The 19424-nt window shown below is 76.6% G+C and carries 23 protein-coding genes; 16 read left to right on the top strand and 7 right to left on the bottom strand.

Going from position 1 to position 19424, the window contains the following annotated elements:
* Nucleotides 1-105 precede the first annotated feature (105 nt).
* Together AB0J00_RS19820 and AB0J00_RS19815 are read right to left on the bottom strand one after the other, a co-directional pair.
* Nucleotides 106-1707, bottom strand: coding sequence for a Na+/H+ antiporter (locus AB0J00_RS19820; RefSeq protein WP_357748193.1), 1602 nt, complete (start codon nucleotides 1705-1707; stop codon nucleotides 106-108).
* Between the two features lie 63 nt (nucleotides 1708-1770).
* Entirely contained in the window at nucleotides 1771-2301 is a 531-nt protein-coding gene (locus tag AB0J00_RS19815; protein WP_357748190.1) for an NUDIX hydrolase family protein, read from the bottom strand.
* 140 nt (nucleotides 2302-2441) lie between these two features.
* Between AB0J00_RS19815 and AB0J00_RS19810 the strand changes: the two genes are divergently transcribed.
* The 4 genes from AB0J00_RS19810 (at nucleotide 2442) to AB0J00_RS19795 (ending at nucleotide 5465) form a co-directional block, all read left to right on the top strand.
* A complete protein-coding gene (locus AB0J00_RS19810) occupies nucleotides 2442-3065 on the top strand; it encodes a hypothetical protein (protein WP_357748187.1) in 624 nt (207 codons plus the stop codon).
* A 43-nt stretch (nucleotides 3066-3108) separates the two neighbouring features.
* Nucleotides 3109-4347: an amidase gene (locus AB0J00_RS19805; RefSeq protein ID WP_357748184.1), complete on the top strand. Its 1239-nt coding sequence runs from the start codon at nucleotides 3109-3111 to the stop codon at nucleotides 4345-4347.
* Between the two features lie 97 nt (nucleotides 4348-4444).
* Entirely contained in the window at nucleotides 4445-4648 is a 204-nt protein-coding gene (locus tag AB0J00_RS19800) for a hypothetical protein (protein ID WP_357748181.1), read from the top strand.
* A 193-nt stretch (nucleotides 4649-4841) separates the two neighbouring features.
* Complete coding sequence (locus AB0J00_RS19795) at nucleotides 4842-5465, top strand: hypothetical protein (RefSeq protein WP_357748179.1); 624 nt, start codon at nucleotides 4842-4844, stop codon at nucleotides 5463-5465.
* Between the two features lie 24 nt (nucleotides 5466-5489).
* Here the strand turns inward: AB0J00_RS19795 and AB0J00_RS19790 are convergent, their stop codons facing one another.
* On the bottom strand, nucleotides 5490-6503 hold the full coding sequence (locus tag AB0J00_RS19790) for an LLM class flavin-dependent oxidoreductase (RefSeq protein ID WP_357748176.1): 1014 nt from the start codon (nucleotides 6501-6503) through the stop codon (nucleotides 5490-5492).
* Nucleotides 6504-6561: 58 nt separating this feature from the next.
* Here AB0J00_RS19790 and ribA point away from each other — a divergent pair, with 58 nt between their 5' ends.
* Nucleotides 6562-7185, top strand: a complete 624-nt coding sequence (ribA, locus tag AB0J00_RS19785; protein WP_357748173.1) for a GTP cyclohydrolase II — start codon at nucleotides 6562-6564, stop codon at nucleotides 7183-7185.
* A 14-nt stretch (nucleotides 7186-7199) separates the two neighbouring features.
* Entirely contained in the window at nucleotides 7200-8060 is an 861-nt protein-coding gene (locus AB0J00_RS19780; protein WP_357748170.1) for a class III extradiol ring-cleavage dioxygenase, read from the top strand.
* Between the two features lie 4 nt (nucleotides 8061-8064).
* Here the strand turns inward: AB0J00_RS19780 and AB0J00_RS19775 are convergent, their stop codons facing one another.
* Complete coding sequence (locus tag AB0J00_RS19775) at nucleotides 8065-8985, bottom strand: alpha/beta hydrolase (protein ID WP_357748167.1); 921 nt, start codon at nucleotides 8983-8985, stop codon at nucleotides 8065-8067.
* A 130-nt stretch (nucleotides 8986-9115) separates the two neighbouring features.
* Between AB0J00_RS19775 and AB0J00_RS19770 the strand changes: the two genes are divergently transcribed.
* Together AB0J00_RS19770 and AB0J00_RS19765 are read left to right on the top strand one after the other, a co-directional pair.
* Entirely contained in the window at nucleotides 9116-9772 is a 657-nt protein-coding gene (locus AB0J00_RS19770) for an SRPBCC domain-containing protein (RefSeq protein ID WP_357748164.1), read from the top strand.
* Nucleotides 9769-10137, top strand: a complete 369-nt coding sequence (locus tag AB0J00_RS19765; RefSeq protein WP_357748162.1) for a metalloregulator ArsR/SmtB family transcription factor — start codon at nucleotides 9769-9771, stop codon at nucleotides 10135-10137. The genes AB0J00_RS19770 and AB0J00_RS19765 overlap by 4 nt, the downstream gene beginning before the upstream one ends.
* Nucleotides 10138-10142: 5 nt before the next feature.
* On the opposite strand, the gene AB0J00_RS19760 is transcribed toward AB0J00_RS19765, so the two are convergent.
* Nucleotides 10143-10493 carry a hypothetical protein gene (locus AB0J00_RS19760; protein WP_357748159.1) on the bottom strand — a complete coding sequence of 117 codons (351 nt, stop codon included), beginning with the start codon at nucleotides 10491-10493 and terminating at the stop codon, nucleotides 10143-10145.
* A gap of 224 nt (nucleotides 10494-10717) precedes the next feature.
* Here AB0J00_RS19760 and AB0J00_RS19755 point away from each other — a divergent pair, with 224 nt between their 5' ends.
* The 5 genes from AB0J00_RS19755 (at nucleotide 10718) to AB0J00_RS19735 (ending at nucleotide 14639) form a co-directional block, all read left to right on the top strand.
* Complete coding sequence (locus AB0J00_RS19755; protein WP_357748156.1) at nucleotides 10718-12373, top strand: protein kinase; 1656 nt, start codon at nucleotides 10718-10720, stop codon at nucleotides 12371-12373.
* Nucleotides 12374-12510: 137 nt separating this feature from the next.
* Nucleotides 12511-12972, top strand: a complete 462-nt coding sequence (locus AB0J00_RS19750; RefSeq protein WP_357748153.1) for an excalibur calcium-binding domain-containing protein — start codon at nucleotides 12511-12513, stop codon at nucleotides 12970-12972.
* 11 nt (nucleotides 12973-12983) lie between these two features.
* Nucleotides 12984-13655: a class F sortase gene (locus tag AB0J00_RS19745; protein WP_357748150.1), complete on the top strand. Its 672-nt coding sequence runs from the start codon at nucleotides 12984-12986 to the stop codon at nucleotides 13653-13655.
* 46 nt (nucleotides 13656-13701) lie between these two features.
* Nucleotides 13702-14040: a hypothetical protein gene (locus AB0J00_RS19740; protein ID WP_357748147.1), complete on the top strand. Its 339-nt coding sequence runs from the start codon at nucleotides 13702-13704 to the stop codon at nucleotides 14038-14040.
* 167 nt (nucleotides 14041-14207) lie between these two features.
* On the top strand, nucleotides 14208-14639 hold the full coding sequence (locus tag AB0J00_RS19735) for a hypothetical protein (RefSeq protein ID WP_357748144.1): 432 nt from the start codon (nucleotides 14208-14210) through the stop codon (nucleotides 14637-14639).
* Between the two features lie 29 nt (nucleotides 14640-14668).
* Here AB0J00_RS19735 and AB0J00_RS19730 read toward each other — a convergent pair whose 3' ends face one another.
* Entirely contained in the window at nucleotides 14669-14917 is a 249-nt protein-coding gene (locus AB0J00_RS19730) for a hypothetical protein (RefSeq protein WP_357748141.1), read from the bottom strand.
* Between the two features lie 39 nt (nucleotides 14918-14956).
* Nucleotides 14957-15883 (bottom strand): SGNH/GDSL hydrolase family protein, encoded by a 927-nt coding sequence (locus tag AB0J00_RS19725; protein ID WP_357748139.1) that lies wholly within the window; start codon nucleotides 15881-15883, stop codon nucleotides 14957-14959.
* Nucleotides 15884-15988: 105 nt separating this feature from the next.
* Here AB0J00_RS19725 and AB0J00_RS19720 point away from each other — a divergent pair, with 105 nt between their 5' ends.
* From AB0J00_RS19720 to AB0J00_RS19710, 3 genes are all read left to right on the top strand, one after another.
* Nucleotides 15989-17029: a glutathione S-transferase C-terminal domain-containing protein gene (locus AB0J00_RS19720; RefSeq protein WP_357748136.1), complete on the top strand. Its 1041-nt coding sequence runs from the start codon at nucleotides 15989-15991 to the stop codon at nucleotides 17027-17029.
* Between the two features lie 38 nt (nucleotides 17030-17067).
* Nucleotides 17068-17835, top strand: coding sequence for a DUF6308 family protein (locus AB0J00_RS19715; protein ID WP_357748134.1), 768 nt, complete (start codon nucleotides 17068-17070; stop codon nucleotides 17833-17835).
* A 208-nt stretch (nucleotides 17836-18043) separates the two neighbouring features.
* Nucleotides 18044-19372 carry an alkaline phosphatase gene (locus AB0J00_RS19710; protein ID WP_357748131.1) on the top strand — a complete coding sequence of 443 codons (1329 nt, stop codon included), beginning with the start codon at nucleotides 18044-18046 and terminating at the stop codon, nucleotides 19370-19372.
* The last annotated feature ends 52 nt before the right edge of the window (nucleotides 19373-19424 follow it).

Here is a 19424-nt window from a genome sequence, read left to right as displayed (position 1 = left end):
CGCGTCGGCGCGGGTGTGGGCATCAGCCAGTGCCTGATCGTTACCGCTGGCGGTGAGGTCGGCGGGCAGTGCGGTGGTTGGCAGGCCCAGGGCACGACCGCCGGGTCACTCCTCGGACAGCGTGCGGGTGTCGGTGAGCCGCAGCTCCTCGACGTCCAGCCGGCCCTGGATGCGGCGCAGCACGATGTCGTCGATCGTCCGGGCGTTGCGCAGCTCGATCAGCGCCGCGCGCTTGTCGGCCAGCAGCCGCACCCGCAGCCGGTGCTCGGCCTCCTCCCCCGCCGGGTCGTCGCCGGCCGCGCCGTCGCCGTCCTCCTCGGCGTCCAGGTGCGCCAGCCGGGCGAGGTAGTCGGCCCGGATCCGGTCGACGACCGCGCCGTCCACGCCCATCGCCGCGGCCCGCTCCTCCAGCGCGCCGAGCGCCGCCTCGGTGATCCGCCGGTCGGCGGCGCGTTCCTCGTCGGCCTCGGCGGTGTCGGCCGGGAACCGCGCCCAGCGCACCACCAGCGGCATGGTCGGCCCCTGCACCACCAGGATCAGCGCGATGACCACGAAGGTCACCAGCAGGACGACGTCCCGGTCGGCGACCGAGGTGCCGTCCTCGCCGGTGGCCGGCACCGCGAGCGCCGCGGCCAGCGACACCGCGCCGCGGAACCCGGCCCAGGCGTTGACCATCCGCTGGCGGAAGCCCATCCGGCGCAGCCGCTGCGCGGGCCGCCGGTCCAGCGCGCGGATGACGTAGGGCACCGTCGAGCTCCAGGCCACCCGCACCCCGGCGACCACGACCGCGATCAGCACGCCGTCCCGCAGGCCGGCCAGCAGCCGGTCGGTGGACAGGCCGGTCACCAGCGGGTGCAGCTGCAGCCCGATGAGCACGAAGAGCGCGCCGTTGAGCAGGAAGCTGGCCAGCTGCCAGAACGAGGTGGCCTGCACCCGGGTCGCGGCGGCGATCCGGCTGGACCCCAGCTGGCTGAGCACCAGCCCGCAGGTGACGACGGCGACCACCCCGGACACCTCCAGCGCCTCGGCCGGCAGGTAGGCGAGGAACGGGGTGACCAGGCTGACGGCGTTCTCCAGCCGCAGGTCGGTGCCGCGCACCAGCCGGCGCAGCCCCAGCGCGACCGCCGCGGCAGCCAGCCCGATGGCCAGCCCGCCGGCGTACGAGCCGGCGAACCGGCCGGCCACCGACCAGCTCGACGGCGAGTGCCCGCCCAGCGCGACGCCGAGCGCGACGGCGTAGAGCACCAGCGCCGTCCCGTCGTTGACGAGGCTCTCCGCGGTGAGCATCGTGCGCACGCGGCGGGGCAGCGCCCCGGCCAGCGTCGCGACCGCGGTGGCGTCGGTGGGCGCCAGCACCGCGCCCAGCACCCAGGCCATCGGCCAGTCCAGGCCCAGCGCGTGCGCCACGACGGCCACCCCGGCGGCGGTGGCCAGCACCAGCCCGACCGACGCCAGCAGGATCACCCGCAGGTTGGCCCGGATCTCCCGCAGCGAGGAGTTCAGCGCCTCCCAGTACAGCAGCGCCGGCAGGAAGAGCAGCAGGACGACGTCCGGCGGCAGGGTCACGTCGCCGAGCCCGGGCAGGAGGCTCAGCGCGGCGCCGGCCAGGAGCATCAACAGCGGTGGTGGCAGGTGCACCCACCCGGCCAGCCGGGAGGCCAGCACCACCACGACCCCGACCAGGACGACGAGCTCCAACCCGGCCATGCCCCGCCCTCCCCGCCGATCAGCTCGGGGCAGTGTGGCCGATCGGCCGGCCGGAGCGGGAGCTCAGACCCCGCAGTGCGCGAGCGCCTGCATGAGCAGCGCGCTCTGCCCGTTGGCGAGCTCGGCCAGCACGGAGCCCTGGCGGACCTCGTCGGGCGAGAACCAGGTCAGCTCCAGCGCGTCCTGCTGCGGCGCGCAGTCGCCCTCGACCGGCACCACGTAGGCCAGCGAGACGGCGTGCTGGCGCGGGTCGTGGAACGGGGTGACGCCCGGCGTCGGGAAGTACTCGGCGATGGTGAACGGCTGGGGGGAGGTCGGCACCCGGGGCAGCGCGAGCGGGCCGAGGTCCTTCTCCAGGTGCCGCAGCAGCGCCGAGCGCACCCGCTCGTGGTACAGCACCCGGCCGGACACCAGCGCCCGCTTGACCTGGCCGTCCTCGCCGATGCGCAGCAGCAGCCCGACGGCGGTCACCGTGCCGTGGTCGTCGACGCGCACCGGCACCGCGTCGACGTAGAGGATCGGCAGCCGTTCCCGCGCGGCGTCCATCTCCTCGCGCGAGAGCCAGCCAGCGTCGGAGTTCGCCACCTCGGTCATGCCCCCTGTCTAGTCGATGCCCGCCGGTTCGACGCGCCGAGGGGCTGCCGACACCCTCCGCAACCGCCTCCTCCACCGCCCGGAGGTGGCAGCGCGGCCGCACGCGAGGACCATGGAGACGCGGCCGGGAGGAGATCGCCATGCACGCCAGGACCACCATGCTCACCGGCGACCCGCGCCTGGTCGACGCCGGCATCGCCCACGTGCGCGACCACGTCTGGCCGATGATGCGCGGCATGAGCGGCGCCCTCGGCGTCTCGATGCTCGTCGACCGGCGCACCGGGCGCTGCGTCGTCACCGCCGCCTGGGCCGGCGCCGAGGCGATGGCCGTCGCCCCCGAGGACGTCCGGGAACTCCGCCGGCAGGTCGCCGAGCAGCTGGGCGCCCCCGACCCCGAGGTCGCCGAGTGGGAGATCGCGGTGTTCCACCGGCAGCAGGCCTCCGGCGCGGGCGCTTGCGTGCGGGTGACCTCCCTCGACCTCCCGCGCGGGGGGTCCGAAGCCGTGGTCGACAGCTTCCGCGCCGGCCTGCTGCCGCGGCTGGAGCACCTGGCCGGCTTCCGCAGCGTGAGCCTGCTCGTCGACCCGCAGCACGACCGCGCCGTCGCCGCGGTCACCTACGAGAGCCGGGCGGCGATGCACCGCGCCGGCGGTCAGGGGCTCGCCCTGCGCACGGACTTCGCGCGGGTCACCGGGGCGGCGGTCACCGCCGTCGACGAGTACGACCTGGCACTGGCCCACCTGCGGGTGCCCGAGCTCGCCTGAGCCGGCAACGCGCCGGTTCCCCGGGCTGGCTACGGTCCGCGGCATGACCGGCAGCACGGACGACGAGCGGCAGGCCGCCCTGGCCGCGACCTACGAGGCGCTGGAGCGGGTGGGCCGCCCGCTGCGCGCCGTCGTCCGGGTGCTGCCCGACCCGCCGCGGGCCGCCGGGGGCCCGCTGCTCGGCACCGCGATCGCGGTCAAGGACATGATCGACGTCGCCGGCTGCGTGCGCGGCGACGGCAACCCCACGGCGATGGGCGGGTCCCCCGCCGAGCACGACGCCCCGGTGGTCGCCCGGCTGCGGGCCGCGGCGGCCGACGTCGTCGCCACCACCTCGCTGCTGGAGTACGCCGCGGGCGCGCCGCACCCCGACCTGCCCGAGGCGCTCAACCCGGTGCGGCCCGACCGCACCGCGGGCGGCTCCAGCGGCGGGTCGGCGGCGCTGGTCGGCGCCGGGGTGGTGCCGGCGGCGCTGGGCACCGACACCGGCGGCTCGGTGCGGCTGCCCGCGCACTACTGCGGCGTCGTCGGGGTGAAGCCGACGCACGGGCTGGTGCCGCTGGCCGGCGTCACCCCGCTCTCCCCGTCGCTGGACCACGTGGGCGTGCTGGCCCGCGACGTGGCCACCGCGGCCGCCGTCCTCGCTGTCCTGGCCGACCGGCCGCTGCCGGCCGCGCCGCGCCGTCCGCGGATCGGCGTCCTGGCCGGTCAGCTGGCGCACCCGGCGCTGGAGCCCGAGCTCGCCGCCCGCACCCGCGACGTGCTCGACCGGCTGGCCGACGCGGGGGCGGGCGTCGTCGAGGTCGACGACGGCGTGCTCGCCGAGCTCGGGGAGCTGCTGGTGCCGGTGCTGCTGCCCGAGGCGTGGGCGGTGCACGGCGCGCGGGTGGCCACCGAGCCCGGCTGGTACGGCCCGGACACGCTGCGGCTGTTCCAGGCCGCCGGCGCGGCCGACCCGGCCGACCGGGCGGCCGCGCTGCGCCGCCGCGACCGGCTGCGGCCGGCCGCCGAGGCGCTGCTGGACGGCGTCGACGTGCTGCTCGGTCCGGTCGCCCCGTTCCCGGCGCCGGAGCTGACGCCGCCGATCGACACCCCCGAGGGCGAGGTGGAGGGGCTGTTCACCGGCCCGTTCAACGTCACCGGCCAGCCGGCGCTGTCCCTGCCGGCGGGGTGCACCGGCGACGGGCTGCCGTTCGGCGTCCAGCTCGCCGGCCGCACCGGCGGGGACGCCGGGCTGCTGGCCGCCGCGGCCTGGATCGAGCGCGCCCTGACCGCCGGCTGACCGCGACTCCGGTCGGCACGCCAGTCACACGCGACTCATCTGGCGCTCCCGCTCCGGACCGGTCAACCCACCCACCCCGCTGGCCGAGAACCGATCCATGGGCACCACGAAGCACGCACTCCAGGAGGATGCTCTCGACGGCTGGCTCTCCGACCTGACGGACGGGGAGACGTCGATGCGCAAGCTCCGCAAGAAGCTCGCCGCGAAGGCCGAGGCGCGTACGCCCGCGGCTGACGAGGACGAGTGCCCGACCTGCCACGGGGCGGGGCACACCGGCAGCATCCTGCGCGCGATCTCCTGAACCACCCCGGGATCGGCCGGCCGCTCCCCCGGTCGACCGATCCCCCGCTCCCCCCGCACCCCGCCCGCCACGGAGCGTCCGCACACGCCGCGCCGCCGCCGCCCGGTGCCGGCGGTGCTGGCGGATCCCGGCGCGCCCGCGACCCTCGGGGTGCGGCGGCGCCGGTCGGGCGCCGCCAGGGAGGAGCGCCGGCATGTACGCCAGGTCCACCACCGTCCACGGTGACCCCCGCGCCGTCGACGCCGGCACCGCGCACGTCCGCCGCCGCGTCTGGCCGGCGATGGCGGCGGTCCCCGGGTGCATCGGGATGTCGATGCTCGCCGACCGGTACCTCGGTCGCTGCATCATCACCACCGCCTGGGACGACGCCGACGCGATGCGCGCCAGCACCGGCCCGGTCCGCGCGATCCGCCAGCACGTCGCCGAGGTGCTGCGGGCCGACCGGGTCGACGTCGAGGAGTGGGAGATCGCCGTCCTGCACCGGGAACGGCCCGCCGGTGAGGGCGCCTGCGTGCGGCTGGTGTGGAGCGCCATGGCCGCGGACGAGCTCGACGACGCGATCGAGGCCTTCCGGATGAGCCTGCTGCCGCGACTGGACGACCTCACCGGCTTCTGCAGCCTGAGCCTGCTGGTCGACCGGGCGGCGCACCGCGGCGTCACCGCGATCACCTACGCCGACCGGCGGGCGATGGAGGCCGCCGTCGCCGAGGAGCAGGAGATGGGCGAGGAGTTCGCCGAGGCGATGGGCCTGGAGGTCACCGAGGTCGCCGAGTTCGACCTGGTCGTCGCCCACCTGCGGGTGCCCGAGCTGGTCTGAGCCGGCCGCTCCGGCCACCCGCCGTCAGGCGGACGGCGACCAGCCGAGCGCGGGCCCCAGGTGCTGCGCGGTGTCGGTGAGGATCTGCACGTAGTCGTCGGCCTCGAAGCTGAACGGCAGCGCGAACACCACCTCGCTGACCTCGCGGAAGCCGGCGTGCGCGTACAGCTGCTCGGCGATCTGCTCGGAGGAGCCGATGAGGTCGCGGGCGAACATCATCCGGGCCGGGCCCTGCGGCGACGCCGTCCGCGGGGTGCGGGCGTCGACGTAGGCGGCGTACCGGGCCTTCTGCTCCGCCGACGCCGAGTCGGTCGGGATGACCACCAGCCCCTGCGACACCCGGCCGGTCGGGTTGGCGGCGCGGAAGGCCCGCACCTGGCTGGCCTGCTCGGTGGCGAAGTCCTCGGTCCGCTCGGCCTTGACCACGCTCGAGGTCAGGAAGTTGAGCCCCTGCTCCCCCGCCCACTGGGCCGAGCGCAGCGACCCGCCGCCGTACCAGGTGCGGGCGGCCAGCCCCGGCGAGTGCGGCTGCACCCGGTCCGACCACTCCTCGACGACGCCCTCGCGGCCGGCGAAGGTGGTCGCCTTCTCCCCGCACAGGAACCCCAGCAGCCGGGAGACGCGGGTGTAGCTGAAGTCCTCGGTGTCGGCGGTGTCCGGGTAGAGGGCGCCCTTGACGTCGTCCCAGTGCATCGGCGGGCCGACGCTGACGCCGGGGTTGAGCCGCCCGCCGGAGAGCACGTCGACGGTGGCGAGGTCCTCGGCCAGCCGCAGCGGGTTCTCCCAGCCCAGCGGGATCACCGCGGTACCCAGCTCGATCCGGGAGGTGCGCTGCGTGGCCGCAGCCAGGACGGCGACCGGTGAGGAGATGCCGTACTGCAGGTGCCGGTCACGCAGCCACGCGCTGTCGAATCCGAGCCGCTCGCCGAGCTCGATGACCTGCAGCGTCGTCTCGTGGCCGGCCGCGGGGTCGGCGTCGTCGAACAGGCCGATGGTCAGGAAGCCGAGCTTCTCCAGCGGCGTACCGGGTGCGGGCATGCCGGGATCATGCCCCGGAACCGGAATACTTGAAAGCTCATACATCTTCGGTAGGGTCATGAGCATGCCGCCCGCCGCCGTCCGCACGCACGTGTCCGTGCCGCTGTCGTTCCCGGACGGCTACGCGACGACGGCCGACGTCTTCACCTTCACCGGCCTCGCCGACGGCCTCGAGCACCTCGCGCTGGGCCTCGGCGACTGGCGCGGCACGGGCGAGCCGCTGGTGCGCCCGCACAGCGAGTGCCTCACCGGCGACGTCTTCGGCTCGCAGCGCTGCGACTGCGGTCCGCAGCTGCGCGAGGCCGTCGAGCGGATCGCCGACGCCGGCGGGTTCCTGCTCTACCTGCGCCAGGAGGGCCGCGGCATCGGCCTCTACGCCAAGCTCGACGCCTACGCGCTGCAGGACGCGGGCCTGGACACCTACGCCGCCAACCGCGCACTGGGCCACGCCGACGACGAGCGCGACTACACCGCCGCCGCGCAGATGCTCACCGCGCTCGGCGCGACTCGGGTCCGGCTGCTCACCAACAACCCGGACAAGACCGCCCAGCTCGCGCAGCACGGGATCGACGTCGCCGAGCAGCTGCCCACCGGCGTCCACCTGTCCCCGGCCAACGCCGGCTACCTGCGCGCCAAGCGCGACCACACCGCCCACACCCTCGACCTGCCGCTGGCCGGCTGAAGACGGAGTCCACCGTGCACGAGCACCCGTTCGCCACCCACCTCCGGCAGCACGCCGCGCTCGAGGCCGCCGACCCGCAGCGCGCCTGGACGCCGGCCGACGGTGCGCTGCCCAGCCTCTACCTCAGCCACGGCGCGCCGCCCACCTTCGAGGACGCCGCCTGGATGACCCAGCTGCACACCTGGGCCCGCTCGCTGCCCAAGCCGACGGCAGTCCTGATCGTCAGCGCGCACTGGGAGTCCGCGCCGCTGTCGATCACCAGCACGCAGCCCACCGAGCTGGTCTACGACTTCGGCGGCTTCGCCCCGATGTACTACCGGATGCGCTACGACACCCCGCCGGCGACCGAGCTGGCCCGGCTGGTGCGCGGCGTCCTGCCCGACGGCGAGGAGCTGCACGAGCACCGCACCCGCGGCCTCGACCACGGCGCCTGGGTGCCGCTGAAGATCATGTACCCGGACGCCGACGTCCCCGTCCTGCAGCTGTCGATGCCCACCCACGACGCGACCACGCTGCTGTCGCTCGGCGAGCGGCTGCGGACGCTGCGCGAGCACGGCGTGCTGGTGATCGGCAGCGGCTTCATGACCCACGGGCTGCCGTTCCTGACCCGGGAGATGTTCAGCGGCGACGTCGTCCCCGGCTGGTCGGCGGACTTCGACGCCTGGGCCGCCGACGCGCTCTCCCGCGGGGACGTCGACACCCTGGCCGCGTTCGCGTCGAGGGCACCGGGCATGCCGTACTCGCACCCCACGGTCGAGCACTTCACGCCGCTGTTCGTCACCCTCGGCGCCGCGACCGACCCCGAGGCCCCGGTCACGACGGCGATCGAGGGCTACGCGATGGGCCTGTCCAAGCGCAGCTTCCAGGCCGCCTGACCGGTCAGGCGGGGAGCCACTCCCGCAGCTGGGCGGCGGTCCACCCCGGGTCCTCCAGGTGCGGCAGGTGGCCGACGCCGCCGCGCACCCGCAGCGACCACGCCGGCAGCCGGGCGGCCAGCGCGCGCACGTGACCGACCGGCGCGAGCAGGTCGTCGGCGCCCTGCAGCCAGAGCACCGGGACGTCGATCCGGGCGAGCTCCGCCTGCCACGCGGCCGGCCGGGACAGCAGCTGCAGGGTCTGCAGGATCATCCGCCACTGCGCCGTGCGCGCGGCCGCGGCGTCCGGTCGGGTGTCCCGCCAGCGGGTCTCGGCCACCGTCGCCGCACGGACCTCCGCCGGTACCCGGTCGACGTGCGGGGTGGCCTGGGCGAGCTGCCGGCGCACGGTCTCCTCGGGACCCGTGCGGGCCATCTGCCGCTGCACCAGCGCGCCGACGCCCGGTGCCCACAGGAAGGCCAGCCGCGGGGTGAGCCGGGGGTCCCACGCGCGGCCGACCGTCGTCGGCACCGGCGGGTCGAGCAGCACCAGCCGCTCGATCGGCGCACTCCCGCGGGCCAGCCGGCGCTGGGCGAGCACGCCGCCGAGCGAGGCGCCCACCAGGGTCACCGGCCGGCCTGCGAACGTCGCGAGCACCCCGTCCAGGACGGCGAGCGCGTCGCCGGCGGCGTCCGCACCGGCCGGCGGCCGCGACCGGCCGTGCGCCGGCAGGTCGAGGACGACGACCTCGTGGGTGGCCGCCAGCAGCGGGCCGAGCGCGGCGAAGTTGAGCGCCGACCCGCCCAGCCCGTGCAGGCACAGCAGCACCGGCGCGCCGGGCGGACCGGGGAAGGTCAGCAGCCGGACCTCGCCGTCCAGGTCGAGCATCGTCGTCCGGGAGCCGGGCGGGTCGGTGGGCGGTGACGCTGCGGGCGTGCCGGTCATGGACTTGCTCTCCCGGGGGACGGTGGCGGCGGGAGCCTGGCGCAGACCACGACGGCCGCGCAAGGCCTTGCCCCCACCTCGGCACCCCGCTAACGTCCCTCCATAAGCAAAGACTTATGGAGGAGGCACCGTGAGCATCGAGGACGCCGCCCGGACCGTCGGCCTGGTCACCCGGGAGGTGCGCACCGGTTCCCGGGACGGCGCACCCACCCGGATCGCCGTCGCGCGCCGCACGTACCCCACCGCCCGCGACGACCTCTGGGACGCCGTCACCAACCCCGAGCGCATCCCGCGCTGGTTCCTGCCGGTCACCGGCGAGCTGCGCGAGGGCGGCCGCTACCAGCTCGTGGGCAACGCCGGCGGGGTCGTGGAGCGCTGCTCGGCGCCGGAGCTGTTCGCGGTCACCTGGGAGTTCGGCCCGATGACGTCCTGGTTGCGGGTCACCCTCACCCCGGACGGCGACGGCACGACGCTCGAGCTGCAGCACGAGGCGCCGGTCGACCCGGACTTCTGGGCGCAGTTCGGCCCGGGCGCCGTCGGCGTCGGCTGGGACCTCGGGCTGCTCGGCCTGCAGCTGCACCTGGCCAGCGGTGAGCAGGTGGACGCGGAGGCCGCGCTGGCCTTCCCGACCTCGCCGCCGGGCACCGAGTTCGTCCGGGTGGCCGCCACCGGCTGGGCGGACGCCGCGGTCGCCGACGGCGACGACCCGACGGCCGCGCACGAGGCCGCCGCCCGCACCGTCACCTTCTACACGGTCGAGCCCGAGGAGGGTGCGGAGCAGGCGTGACCGGGGTCTTCGAGGCGCTGGGCGACGCGACCCGGCGGCACGTCCTGGCGCTGCTGTCGGCAGGCGAGCAACCGGCGGGCGCGGTCGTCGCCGCCCTGCAGGCGCGCGCGCCGATCTCCCAGCCCGCCGTCTCCCAGCACCTCAAGGTGCTCCGGGACGCCGGGCTGGTGCGGGTGCGCGCCGAGGGCACCCGGCGGTTCTACGCGCTGGACGACGCGGGCCTCGCCGCCGCCCGCGCGTGGCTGACCCAGCTCACCGACCCGCTGCAGGGCGCGGCGCAGCCGCTGGACGCGCTGGCCACCGAGCTCGCCCGCGGCCGGCGCGCCGACCGGGCGCGCACGGACCGGGCGGACCGCACCGCCTGACCGGGTCAGCCGATGCCGGCCCCGTCCGGCACGCGCGACCGGTCGCCACCCTGTGGCGCGCTGGCCGCCTGCATCTCCGACAGCCCCCGGACCAGCTCGTCCATGTTCATGCAGGGCACGCAGGTCACCTGCGCGCCCATCGTCAGGAACAGCTGCTCGGTGATCACCGGCAGCTGGGCCGAGTCGGTCATGTCGAAGACCATCAGGCACGCCCGGCGGCCGTCCTCCGGGAAGAAGTAGGCGGCCTCCGGGTGCAGCTGGTCGACCAGCTGCCGCAGCGACGGCCCGATCGAGCCGTCGCGGATCGCGGCGTTGCCGGCCTGGGTGTTCATGACGGCCCGCAGCATCATGCGCATGGCGTCCTCCCGAGCGTCCGAGACCGCGCCAGAGTGGTCCGCCGCCCGGCGCGCGGCAAGGCGCCCGGTGCCGGCCCGGAGCCCGGGCCGCGTGTGCGCACCGACGGTCGCCGCGGCGGGACGATCAGGCGTCAGCAGGGCGGACCGCTCCCGCAGGTGCGGCGTCCCGGCCGGCGGTGGCAGGGTCGGCCCCGACGCCGGACGCCGCAGCAGCGAGGAGACCGATGCAGCCGCAGGGCAGGGTCCTCGGGGGCCGGTACCAGCTCACCTCCCTCATCGCGGGCGGCGGGATGGGGCAGGTCTGGCAGGCCCACGACCCGCTGCTCGGCCGGGACGTCGCGGTCAAGATCCTGCGCAGCGAGTACACCGGCGACCCGGCGTTCCTGGCCCGGTTCCGCGCCGAGGCCCAGCACTCGGCCGGGCTGCTGCACCCCAACATCGCCACCCTGTTCGACTACGGCGAGCTGCCGCCGGGGTCCAGCGGCACCGGCGAGCGGCTGGCGTACCTGGTGATGGAGCTCGTCCGCGGGGAGGCGCTGTCGGCGCTGCTGGCCCGCGAGCACCGGCTCGGCGTCGAGCGCACCCTCGACGTCCTGCGGCAGTGCGCCGCGGGCCTCGCCGCCGCGCACGCCGCCGGCGTCGTGCACCGCGACGTCAAGCCGGGCAACGTGCTGCTCGGCGCGGACGGCACCGTGAAGATCACCGACTTCGGCATCGCCGTGTCGGCGGGCAGCGCGCGGGTGACCGAGGTCGGCCAGGTCATCGGGACCGCTCAGTACCTGGCGCCCGAGCAGGCCGCCGGCGGCAGCGCCACCCCGGCCAGCGACGTCTACTCCCTCGGGCTGGTCGCCTACGAGTGCCTCGCCGGGCGCCCGGCCTACGAGGGCGACACCTCGCTGGCGGTCGCGCTGCGCCGGCTGCACGAACCACCGGCCCCGCTGCCGCCGGACGTCCCCCCGCCGGTGCGGCGCCTGGTCGAGCGCGCGCTGGCCGCCGACCCGGCGCAGCGCTTCCCGGACGGCGCCGCGCTGCGCACCGCCGTCGTCGCGCTCACCGGCGGGCCGCCCGGCCCCGATCCGGCGGCCCGCACGACGGTGCTCGGCCCGGGGCTGCCCCCGGCGGACGACGGCCCGCGGACGGCGGTGCTGCCCGCCGTGCCGCCCGGCGGCGCGGCCGGCACCCGGGTGTTCGCCCCGGCCGCCGGCGGCGCCGCACCGCCCGGTCCCTCCCGTCCGGGCGGCCCGGGAACGGCGCCCCAGCCGGTCCCGGCGCCGCGCCGGTCGCGCCGGCGCTGGAGGCTCGCGCTGGTCGCGCTGGTCGGCGTCGCGCTGCTCACGTTCGCGGCGGTGCAGCTGGCCGGGTCGTCGTCGCCGCCGTCCGCCGGCACCGAGCGGTCGTCCGCCGCCTCCCCGTCGAGCACCGCGCCGACGTCGACGTCGCGCGGCCCGGCCACCTCGCGTCCGGCGGCGACGACGAGCAGCCCGGCACGGGACACCGTGACCGTCCACGCCGACGACTACGTGGGCCGGCCGCTGGCCGAGGTGCAGGCCGCGCTCACCCGCGCGGGCCTCCGCCCGGTACCGCGCCCCGGCCGGGTGCAGGGCGTGCCCGACGGCCGGGTGCTCGACGTCTCCCCCACCGGCCAGCTCACCGCCGGTGACACGGTGACGGTCACCTTCGCCGCGATCCCCGAGACCCCTGCCCGGACGAGCACACCCCCGCCCACGACCACCGCCCCGCCGGCGACCACCGCGCCGACCACCGGCGACCAGGGAGGCGGGGCGGACGAGGGCGGTCCCGGCGGCGACGACAGCGGGCCCGGTGGGAGCGGTCCCGGTGGTGACGACGGCGGCCCCGGCGGGGGCGACGACGGCGCCTGAGAGCCGGCCTGGACGCCGCGCCGGACCCACGTCCAGGTGCTCAGCGTGTCCTGCCGAACACGCGGAGCAGCGGTGGTGGTGGTGCGCGCGGTCTCGTTAGCGTCCGCGAGCCCGCCGCACCACCTCCTGGAGTCCCCATGCGCCTGCGCAGCACCCTCGTCGCCGCCGTCCTCGCCGCCGGCGTGTCGGTCCCGCTGAGCGGCACCGCGCTCGCCGCCGACCTCGACTGCAAGGACTTCCCGAACCAGGCCGCCGCGCAGACCGTGCTGGACGCCGACCGATCCGACCCGAACGGGCTGGACGCCGACCACGACGGGCAGGCCTGCGAGGAGTTCACCTTCCAGCCCGCCGCGACCGGCACCGCGGAGGCCCGTCCGGTGTCGGTCCCGGTGCCGCTGCAGGTGCCGTCGGCCGCGGCCGCCGGCCAGGTCTCGACCCGCCCGGTCGGCGGGGTCGCCGCCGGCGACGGCAGCGGCGCCGGACCGTCGTCCGAGGGCCCGTTCTCCGGCCCCCTGCCGCTGGTGCTGGGCGGGGTGGCCTTCGCCGCCGCCGGTGGCGCCGCGCTCGCCGGCCGGCGGGCGGCGGCCGGCCGCCGCTGAGGCCGGCCGCCGTGGCCGTCCGCGCGCGGCACCGCGCACCGGCCGGTGCGCACCCGGGGCTCGGCCGGGTGTGGTCCGCGGTCGCGGTGCTGCTCGTCGCGATGGGCGCCTACGCGGTGCTGCCCCACCCGGGCCTCGGGGACGCGGCGCAGGGCACCGCGGTCCCGCTCGCGCTGGCCCCGGCCACCGTCGCGGTGGCGGCTCCGCCGTCCGCGGCCGTGCCGGCCGTGCTGCCGCGCAGCGAGCCGGTGGCGGTGCGGGTCCCGGCGCTCGACGTGACGTCCACCCTGGTCCCGCTCGGCCTGCAGGCCGACGGGTCGATGGAGGTGCCGCCGGGCGCGCGGCCGGTCGGCTGGTACGACCGCAGCCCCACCCCCGGCGAGCGCGGACCGGCCGTGCTGGCCGGGCACGTCGACTGGAACGGCGAACGCGGCACGTTCGCCGGCCTGGCGACGCTGCACCCCGGGGACCGGGTGGAGGTCGACCGGGCCGACGGGAGCACCGCGGCGTTCACCGTCGACCGGGTCGCCCGGTACCCGAAGGGAGCCTTCCCCTCCGACGCCGTCTACGGCGACGTGCCCGACGCCCAGCTGCGGCTGATCACCTGCGGCGGTGCGTTCGACCGCGCCGCACGAAGCTACGAGGACAACGTGGTGGTGTTCGCGACCCTCGCGCCCCGGTGATCCCACGGCGGTGCCGATCGGCGGGCGCACTGCCGATTCCGAGGACATGACCGACCTGCGCGTTCTCGACGACACCCGCGACGGCATCGACTCGGCCGCCGCGGCGTCCTGGGCCGTCATCGACGCCATCTACTCCGACGCGCTCACCGAGGTGGCCGCCATCGCGGTCGCCGGCGAGCGGACCGTCGCCGCCCGGGCCGCCGCCGAGCGCCCCCTGCTCACCCTCGAGCCGGTCGGGCTGGACCTGCTGCCGACCCCGCGCAGCGCCGCGGACGACCTGGACGTCCAGCCGATCGCCGACGTCTTCCGGGTCGGCGGGCTGGCGCGCCCGGCCGCCCGGCACGCCGCCGCCGACACCGCCACCTTCCCGCGTCAGGTCGCCTGACCGCCCGACCCGACCGGACGGCCCAGCCCGACCGGTCGGCGTAGCACGGCCGGGCGGCTTAGCACGGCCGGGCGGCACCGCGCAGCCCGGCACGGCCCGTCCTGTGGGGAACCCGGCGGGCTGTGGACGACGACCCGGGGCGGCTCCCCCGCTGCCACGGTGACCGGGTGACCACCACCCCGCTGCCCGAGGTCCCCGTCCGCTCCCCCGGCGAGCTCACCCGCCGCTGGGAGCAGCTGCTCACCCCACCGGCGCCCGCCACCCGGCAGCTCTGGGTGGCCTGGTTCGACGCCGACGGGCTGATGTGCCCCCTGGTCGTGCCGGTCGACGACCTGCCCGTCGCCGCCGACCCGGCGCTCGTGCCGGGCTTGCTCGCGCTGCACGAGGCGGTCACCGGCCGGCCCGGCTTCGCCGAGGGCCACGTCGCCTTCGCGCTGCGCCGCCCCGGTACCGCCCTGGTCGGCGACGACGACCTGCGGTGGGGCGATCTGCTGGCGGACGAGGTGGCCGACCACCTCGACGGGACCTGGAGCCTGCACGTGGCCGCCGGTGGTGGGGTGACCCCGGTGACCGGGTCCTCGAGCTGGCGCTGCGGATGAGCCCGCCGCGCGTCCGGGCGGGGTCCGGGTCAGGCGCTGCCCGCGCTCCCGTCGGAGCCGCCCGCACCGCCGTCGGAGCCCGCACCGCCGTCGGAGCCGGCACCACCGTCCGCTCCCCCGTCGCCGGCCCACAGCCCGCTGCCGGCTGCCGCGCCCCCGGCAGCCGCGCCGTGCCCCGGGCGCGGCGCGCCGCCCGTCCCGGTGGTCCGGCTCCGCGACCGCCGGCCGATGAGCACCAGCACGACGACCACCAGCACGGCGAGCACGACGAACTTCACGGGCCGAGCCTGGCCGGTCCCGGCGCCCGGCGCCACCGGTCAGCCCTGCACGGCCTCCGCCACCGCGTCGGCGAGCAGCTGCTGACCCTGCTCCGTGGGGTGCACGTCGCCGGGGCGCACCAGGCCGGCGGCGGTCGAGCTGCCGCCCGCCTGCTCCGCAGCGTCGCGGAACGCGGCGAACCCGTCGACGACGGTCGCGTCGTTGTCCCGGGCCGCCTGGGCGATGCCCTCGTCCAGGGTCTGCGTGGCCGCGGCGAGCGCCGTGTCGGAGTAGTCGAGGGCGTAGTAGGTGACCACCGCTACGCGGCCGTCGTAGCCGCCCTCGCCGCGCAGCCGGCCGAGGATCCCGCCGACGTTCGCCGACACCGTCGCGGCCACCTGGCCGGCCTCGGCGACGCAGGAGTCCGGGGTCGAGCGCTGGCACAGGAACGCGTCGTTGGCGCCCAGCTGCAGGGTGACCAGCGCGACCTCGGGGTCCTGCCGCAGCCGGTCGAGGGCGAAGTCCAGCTGGCTCTGCTGGCGGGAGGAGTAGCCGACGTGCAGCGGGAACGCCGTCCGGAAGCCGAAGGCCGACCCCGGGCTGTTCGTGCAGCCGAGGTTCGGGGCGGCCGGGTCGGCGAAGCTGGCCGTGGTCTCCCCCGGGCACGAGGCGTTCACCACGTCCAGGCCCAGCCGCTCGCCGACCAGCTGCGGGTAGCCGACGAAGGAGTCGTCGTCGGAGTAGGCGCTCAGCTGCTCACCGCCCCGGTAGCCGAAGACGACCGAGTCCCCCAGCGCGAGGTACGTGCCGCCGGCCTCGATCCCGCTGCTGCGGGCTGCGGCGCCCGAGCTCTGCCGGGTCTGACCTGCGCTGCTGTCCCCACCGCCCCCGTCGTCGTCCCCGCCCGAGCACCCGGCCAGCCCCACCACCAGCGGGGTCAGGACGGCCGCGGCCAGGACGGCCAGCCGCCGGGGCGAGCTGCTCATGCCGGGTCTCCCGTCGTCGGCCGGTGGGCGGCGCTGCCCGGCAGCCGGCGCACCGACCATAGGGCGTCGGGTGCGCGCGCGGCGCCGGTCGGCCAGGCTGGGCGGGTGAGCAACGAGAACAGCGGCTCCGGCTACGTCACCGCCGGGCAGGAGTACAACCGCGACCAGAACTACATCACCGACCGCATCACCGCCGACGGGTCGAGCGGCTGGCCGGTCGAACCCGGCCGGTACCGGCTGGTGATCGCGCGCGCCTGCCCCTGGGCGAACCGGGCGGCGATCGTCCGGCGGCTGCTGGGCCTCGAGCCGGTGATCTCGATGGGCATCTGCGGGCCCACCCACGACGAGCGCAGCTGGACGTTCGACCTCGACCCCGGCGGCCGCGACCCGGTGCTCGGGTACGAGCGGCTGCAGGAGGCCTTCTTCGCCCGCGACCCCGAGTACCCGCGCGGCATCACCGTGCCGGCGGTGGTCGACGTGCCCACCGGGGCCGTGGTCACCAACGACTTCAAGCAGATGACGCTGGACTTCTCCACCGAGTGGACCGCCCACCACCGCGAGGGCGCCCCCGACCTCTACCCCGAGCACCTGCGCGCGGAGATGGACGAGGTCATCGAGCGGGTCTTCACGGAGGTCAACAACGGCGTCTACCGGTGCGGTTTCGCCGGCTCCCAGCGCGCCTACGACAGGGCCTACGAGCGGCTGTGGACGGCGCTGGACTGGCTGGAGGAGCGGCTGTCGACCCGCCGGTTCCTGATGGGCGACACCATCACCGAGGCCGACGTCCGGCTGTTCACCACGCTGGCCCGGTTCGACGCCGTCTACCACGGGCACTTCAAGTGCAACCGGCAGAAGCTGTCGGAGATGCCGGTGCTGTGGGCCTACGCCCGCGACCTGTTCCAGACCCCGGGCTTCGGTGACACCACCGACTTCCCGCAGATCAAGGAGCACTACTACGTGGTGCACTCCGACATCAACCCGACGCAGGTCATCCCGCTGGGCCCCGACACCCGCAACTGGCTGACCCCGCACCACCGCGAGGAGCTCGGCGGCCGCCCGTTCGGCGACGGCACCCCGCCCGGGCCGGTCGCCGCGGGCGAGGAGGTCCCGGCCGAGCACGGCCCGGGCGGCATCGGGCACCGCTGAGCGCACCGGCCGCCGGGCGAGGGAGGAGGATCAGCGCAGTGACCGAGACCGGCACCCTGCACCTCCGCCCCCGCCCGGCGGCCGGCGGGCCGGCGCTGGACCTGCCCAGCACCGGCCCCGACCCGCTGCCGGTCGACACCGCGCTCGCCGCCGTGCGCGGCTACGCGCGGGGCCGCCGGCCGCTGCGCTACCGGTCCCCCAACGAGCGCGAGGGCCGGTGGGTGCAGGTCACGGCGTTCGGCTTCGCCCGGTTCGACGAGCGCCCCGTGCCGGCCGGGCCGCTCGGCGACGAGGACGTCCTGGTCGCCGAGGGGCTGCACGGCCGGCTCGACCCGGCCGGCTGGTCCGCGGTGCGCCGGGCGCTGGACGACGCCCAGCCGGTGGCCGACGCGCTGGCCGCGCGCGCCGCCGGCCGGGCGCTGGACGACCTGCCCGACGAGGAGCTGTCGGTGCTCGGGGAGCCCGGCACCGTGGGGGCGGCGCTGCGCGCGCTCGGCGAGCTGCCCGGCGTCCGGGCCCGCTACGTGCTCGCCGCGCTGCACCACCGGCACCCCGCGCTGGTGCCGCTCACCGACCGGGCCACCCGGCTGCAGCTGCTGCCGCACGTCCGGGAGGGCGACAGCGGGCCCAGCGCGGTGGTGCACCGCGAGCTGCGCGCCAACGCCGCGGCGCTGGCCGACCTGCAGGAGGCGCTGGGCGCCGAGGGCCTGCACCTCAGCCGGCTCCGGCTGCACGACGTGCTGCTGTGGCTGTCGGCCACCCTGCGGCTCACCCACGCCGCGGCCCTGGGCACCGCACTCGCCTGACCCCGGGCGCCGGCTGCAGCCCGCCGCCGACCGACCGCGCACGCCACGCCCACCTGGGTCACGACCCGCCGTCCCCGCACCGGACCCGGGGTGGACCGATCACCCTCGGTTCTCCCAGGCTGCACACAGGTGACCCGCGCCGCAGCCGCGGCCCGGTCACCCACCACGGCCCGCACCGGCGCGGGACGCCGACCGTCCAGGGGGACCCATGCCCACGACCTCCGCCCGGCGGCACCGCCGCTGGCTGCCCCTCTGCCTCGCCACCGCCCTGGTCGGCGGCGGCACGGCACTGCTGCCCGGCATCGCCGCGGCCGGCGGCAGCGGGCCCGACCCCGGGCACCCCCACGGGCACGCGCGCAGCGTCATCTTCATCAACGGCGACGGCATGGGCGCCGCGCACCGCGAGGCCGGCCGGCTCGACCAGGTCGGCTTCGACGGCCAGCTCGCCATGGACCTGCTGCCGGTCACCGGGCTGCAGACCACCGACCCGCGCGACCCGGAGGACACGGTCACCGACTCGGCCGCGGCGGCCAGCGCCTGGGCCACCGGCCAGAAGACCTACAACGGCGCGATCAGCGTCGACGTCGACCGCAACCCGCTGCCCACCATCGGCGCGCAGGCCCGCGAGGCGGGCAAGGCGACCGGCCTGGTCACCACCGCCCAGGTCACCGACGCCACCCCGGCCGCCTTCTTCAGCAGCACCACCGACCGCGCCCAGCAGGACACCATCGCCCGCCAGTACCTGGAGGTCAGCAAGCCGCAGGTGGTCCTGGGCGGCGGCGAGGACTGGTGGCTGCCGGCCGGCGACGAGGGCCGCTACCCGCCGCGCACGGGCAACGCCGAGGACCCCGAGGTCAGCCGCAGCACCCAGGGCGACCTGGTCGCGCAGGCCCAGAGCCTCGGCTACGAGTACGTCTCCGACGCCGCGGGCCTCGCCGCGGCCGGGAGCGACCGCCTCCTCGGGCTGTTCGCCAACGAGGAGATGTTCCAGATGAGCGAGGAGGGCAACGGCGACGAGTACGACCCCGTCGTCCCGCTCGCGGACATGGCGACCAAGGCGCTCGACGTCCTCTCCCAGGACGAGGACGGCTTCTTCCTGCTCATCGAGGAGGAGGGCGTCGACGAGATGGCCCACCACGACAACGGCACCCGGATGCTGCAGGCGATGCGGGCCCTCGAGGACGCCGTGCAGGTCGCCCGCGACTACGTCGCCCGGCACCCCGACACCCTGCTGGTCGTCACCGGTGACCACGAGACCGGCGGCCTGACCATCGAGGACGTCAACGCCGACGACGAGACCGGACCCGGCGGCACGCTGGACGGCACCCCGGCCCCGACGGAGGACCAGATCTCCGGTGAGGACGGCCCGTTCGCCGTCGCCGGCAGCGACAAGACCTTCGTCCTGGACTGGACGACGAACCAGCACACCGGCGCCCCGACGGTGGTGACCGCGGAGGGGCCCGGCAGCCGGGCGCTCGCCGGCTTCTACCCCAACACCCACGTGCACGAGGTGCTCAGCGACGCACTGCTCGGCTGACCTGCCGCGCACCGTCACCGCGCCGGACGCTCGGTGGTGGATCGCCGGGGCA

The sequence above is a fragment of the Modestobacter sp. NPDC049651 genome (assembly GCF_040659695.1).
Lineage (GTDB): Bacteria > Actinomycetota > Actinomycetes > Mycobacteriales > Geodermatophilaceae > Modestobacter.
The sequence above is the reverse complement of the archived record's forward strand: the minus strand, read 5'-3'. Positions and strand labels throughout refer to the sequence as shown.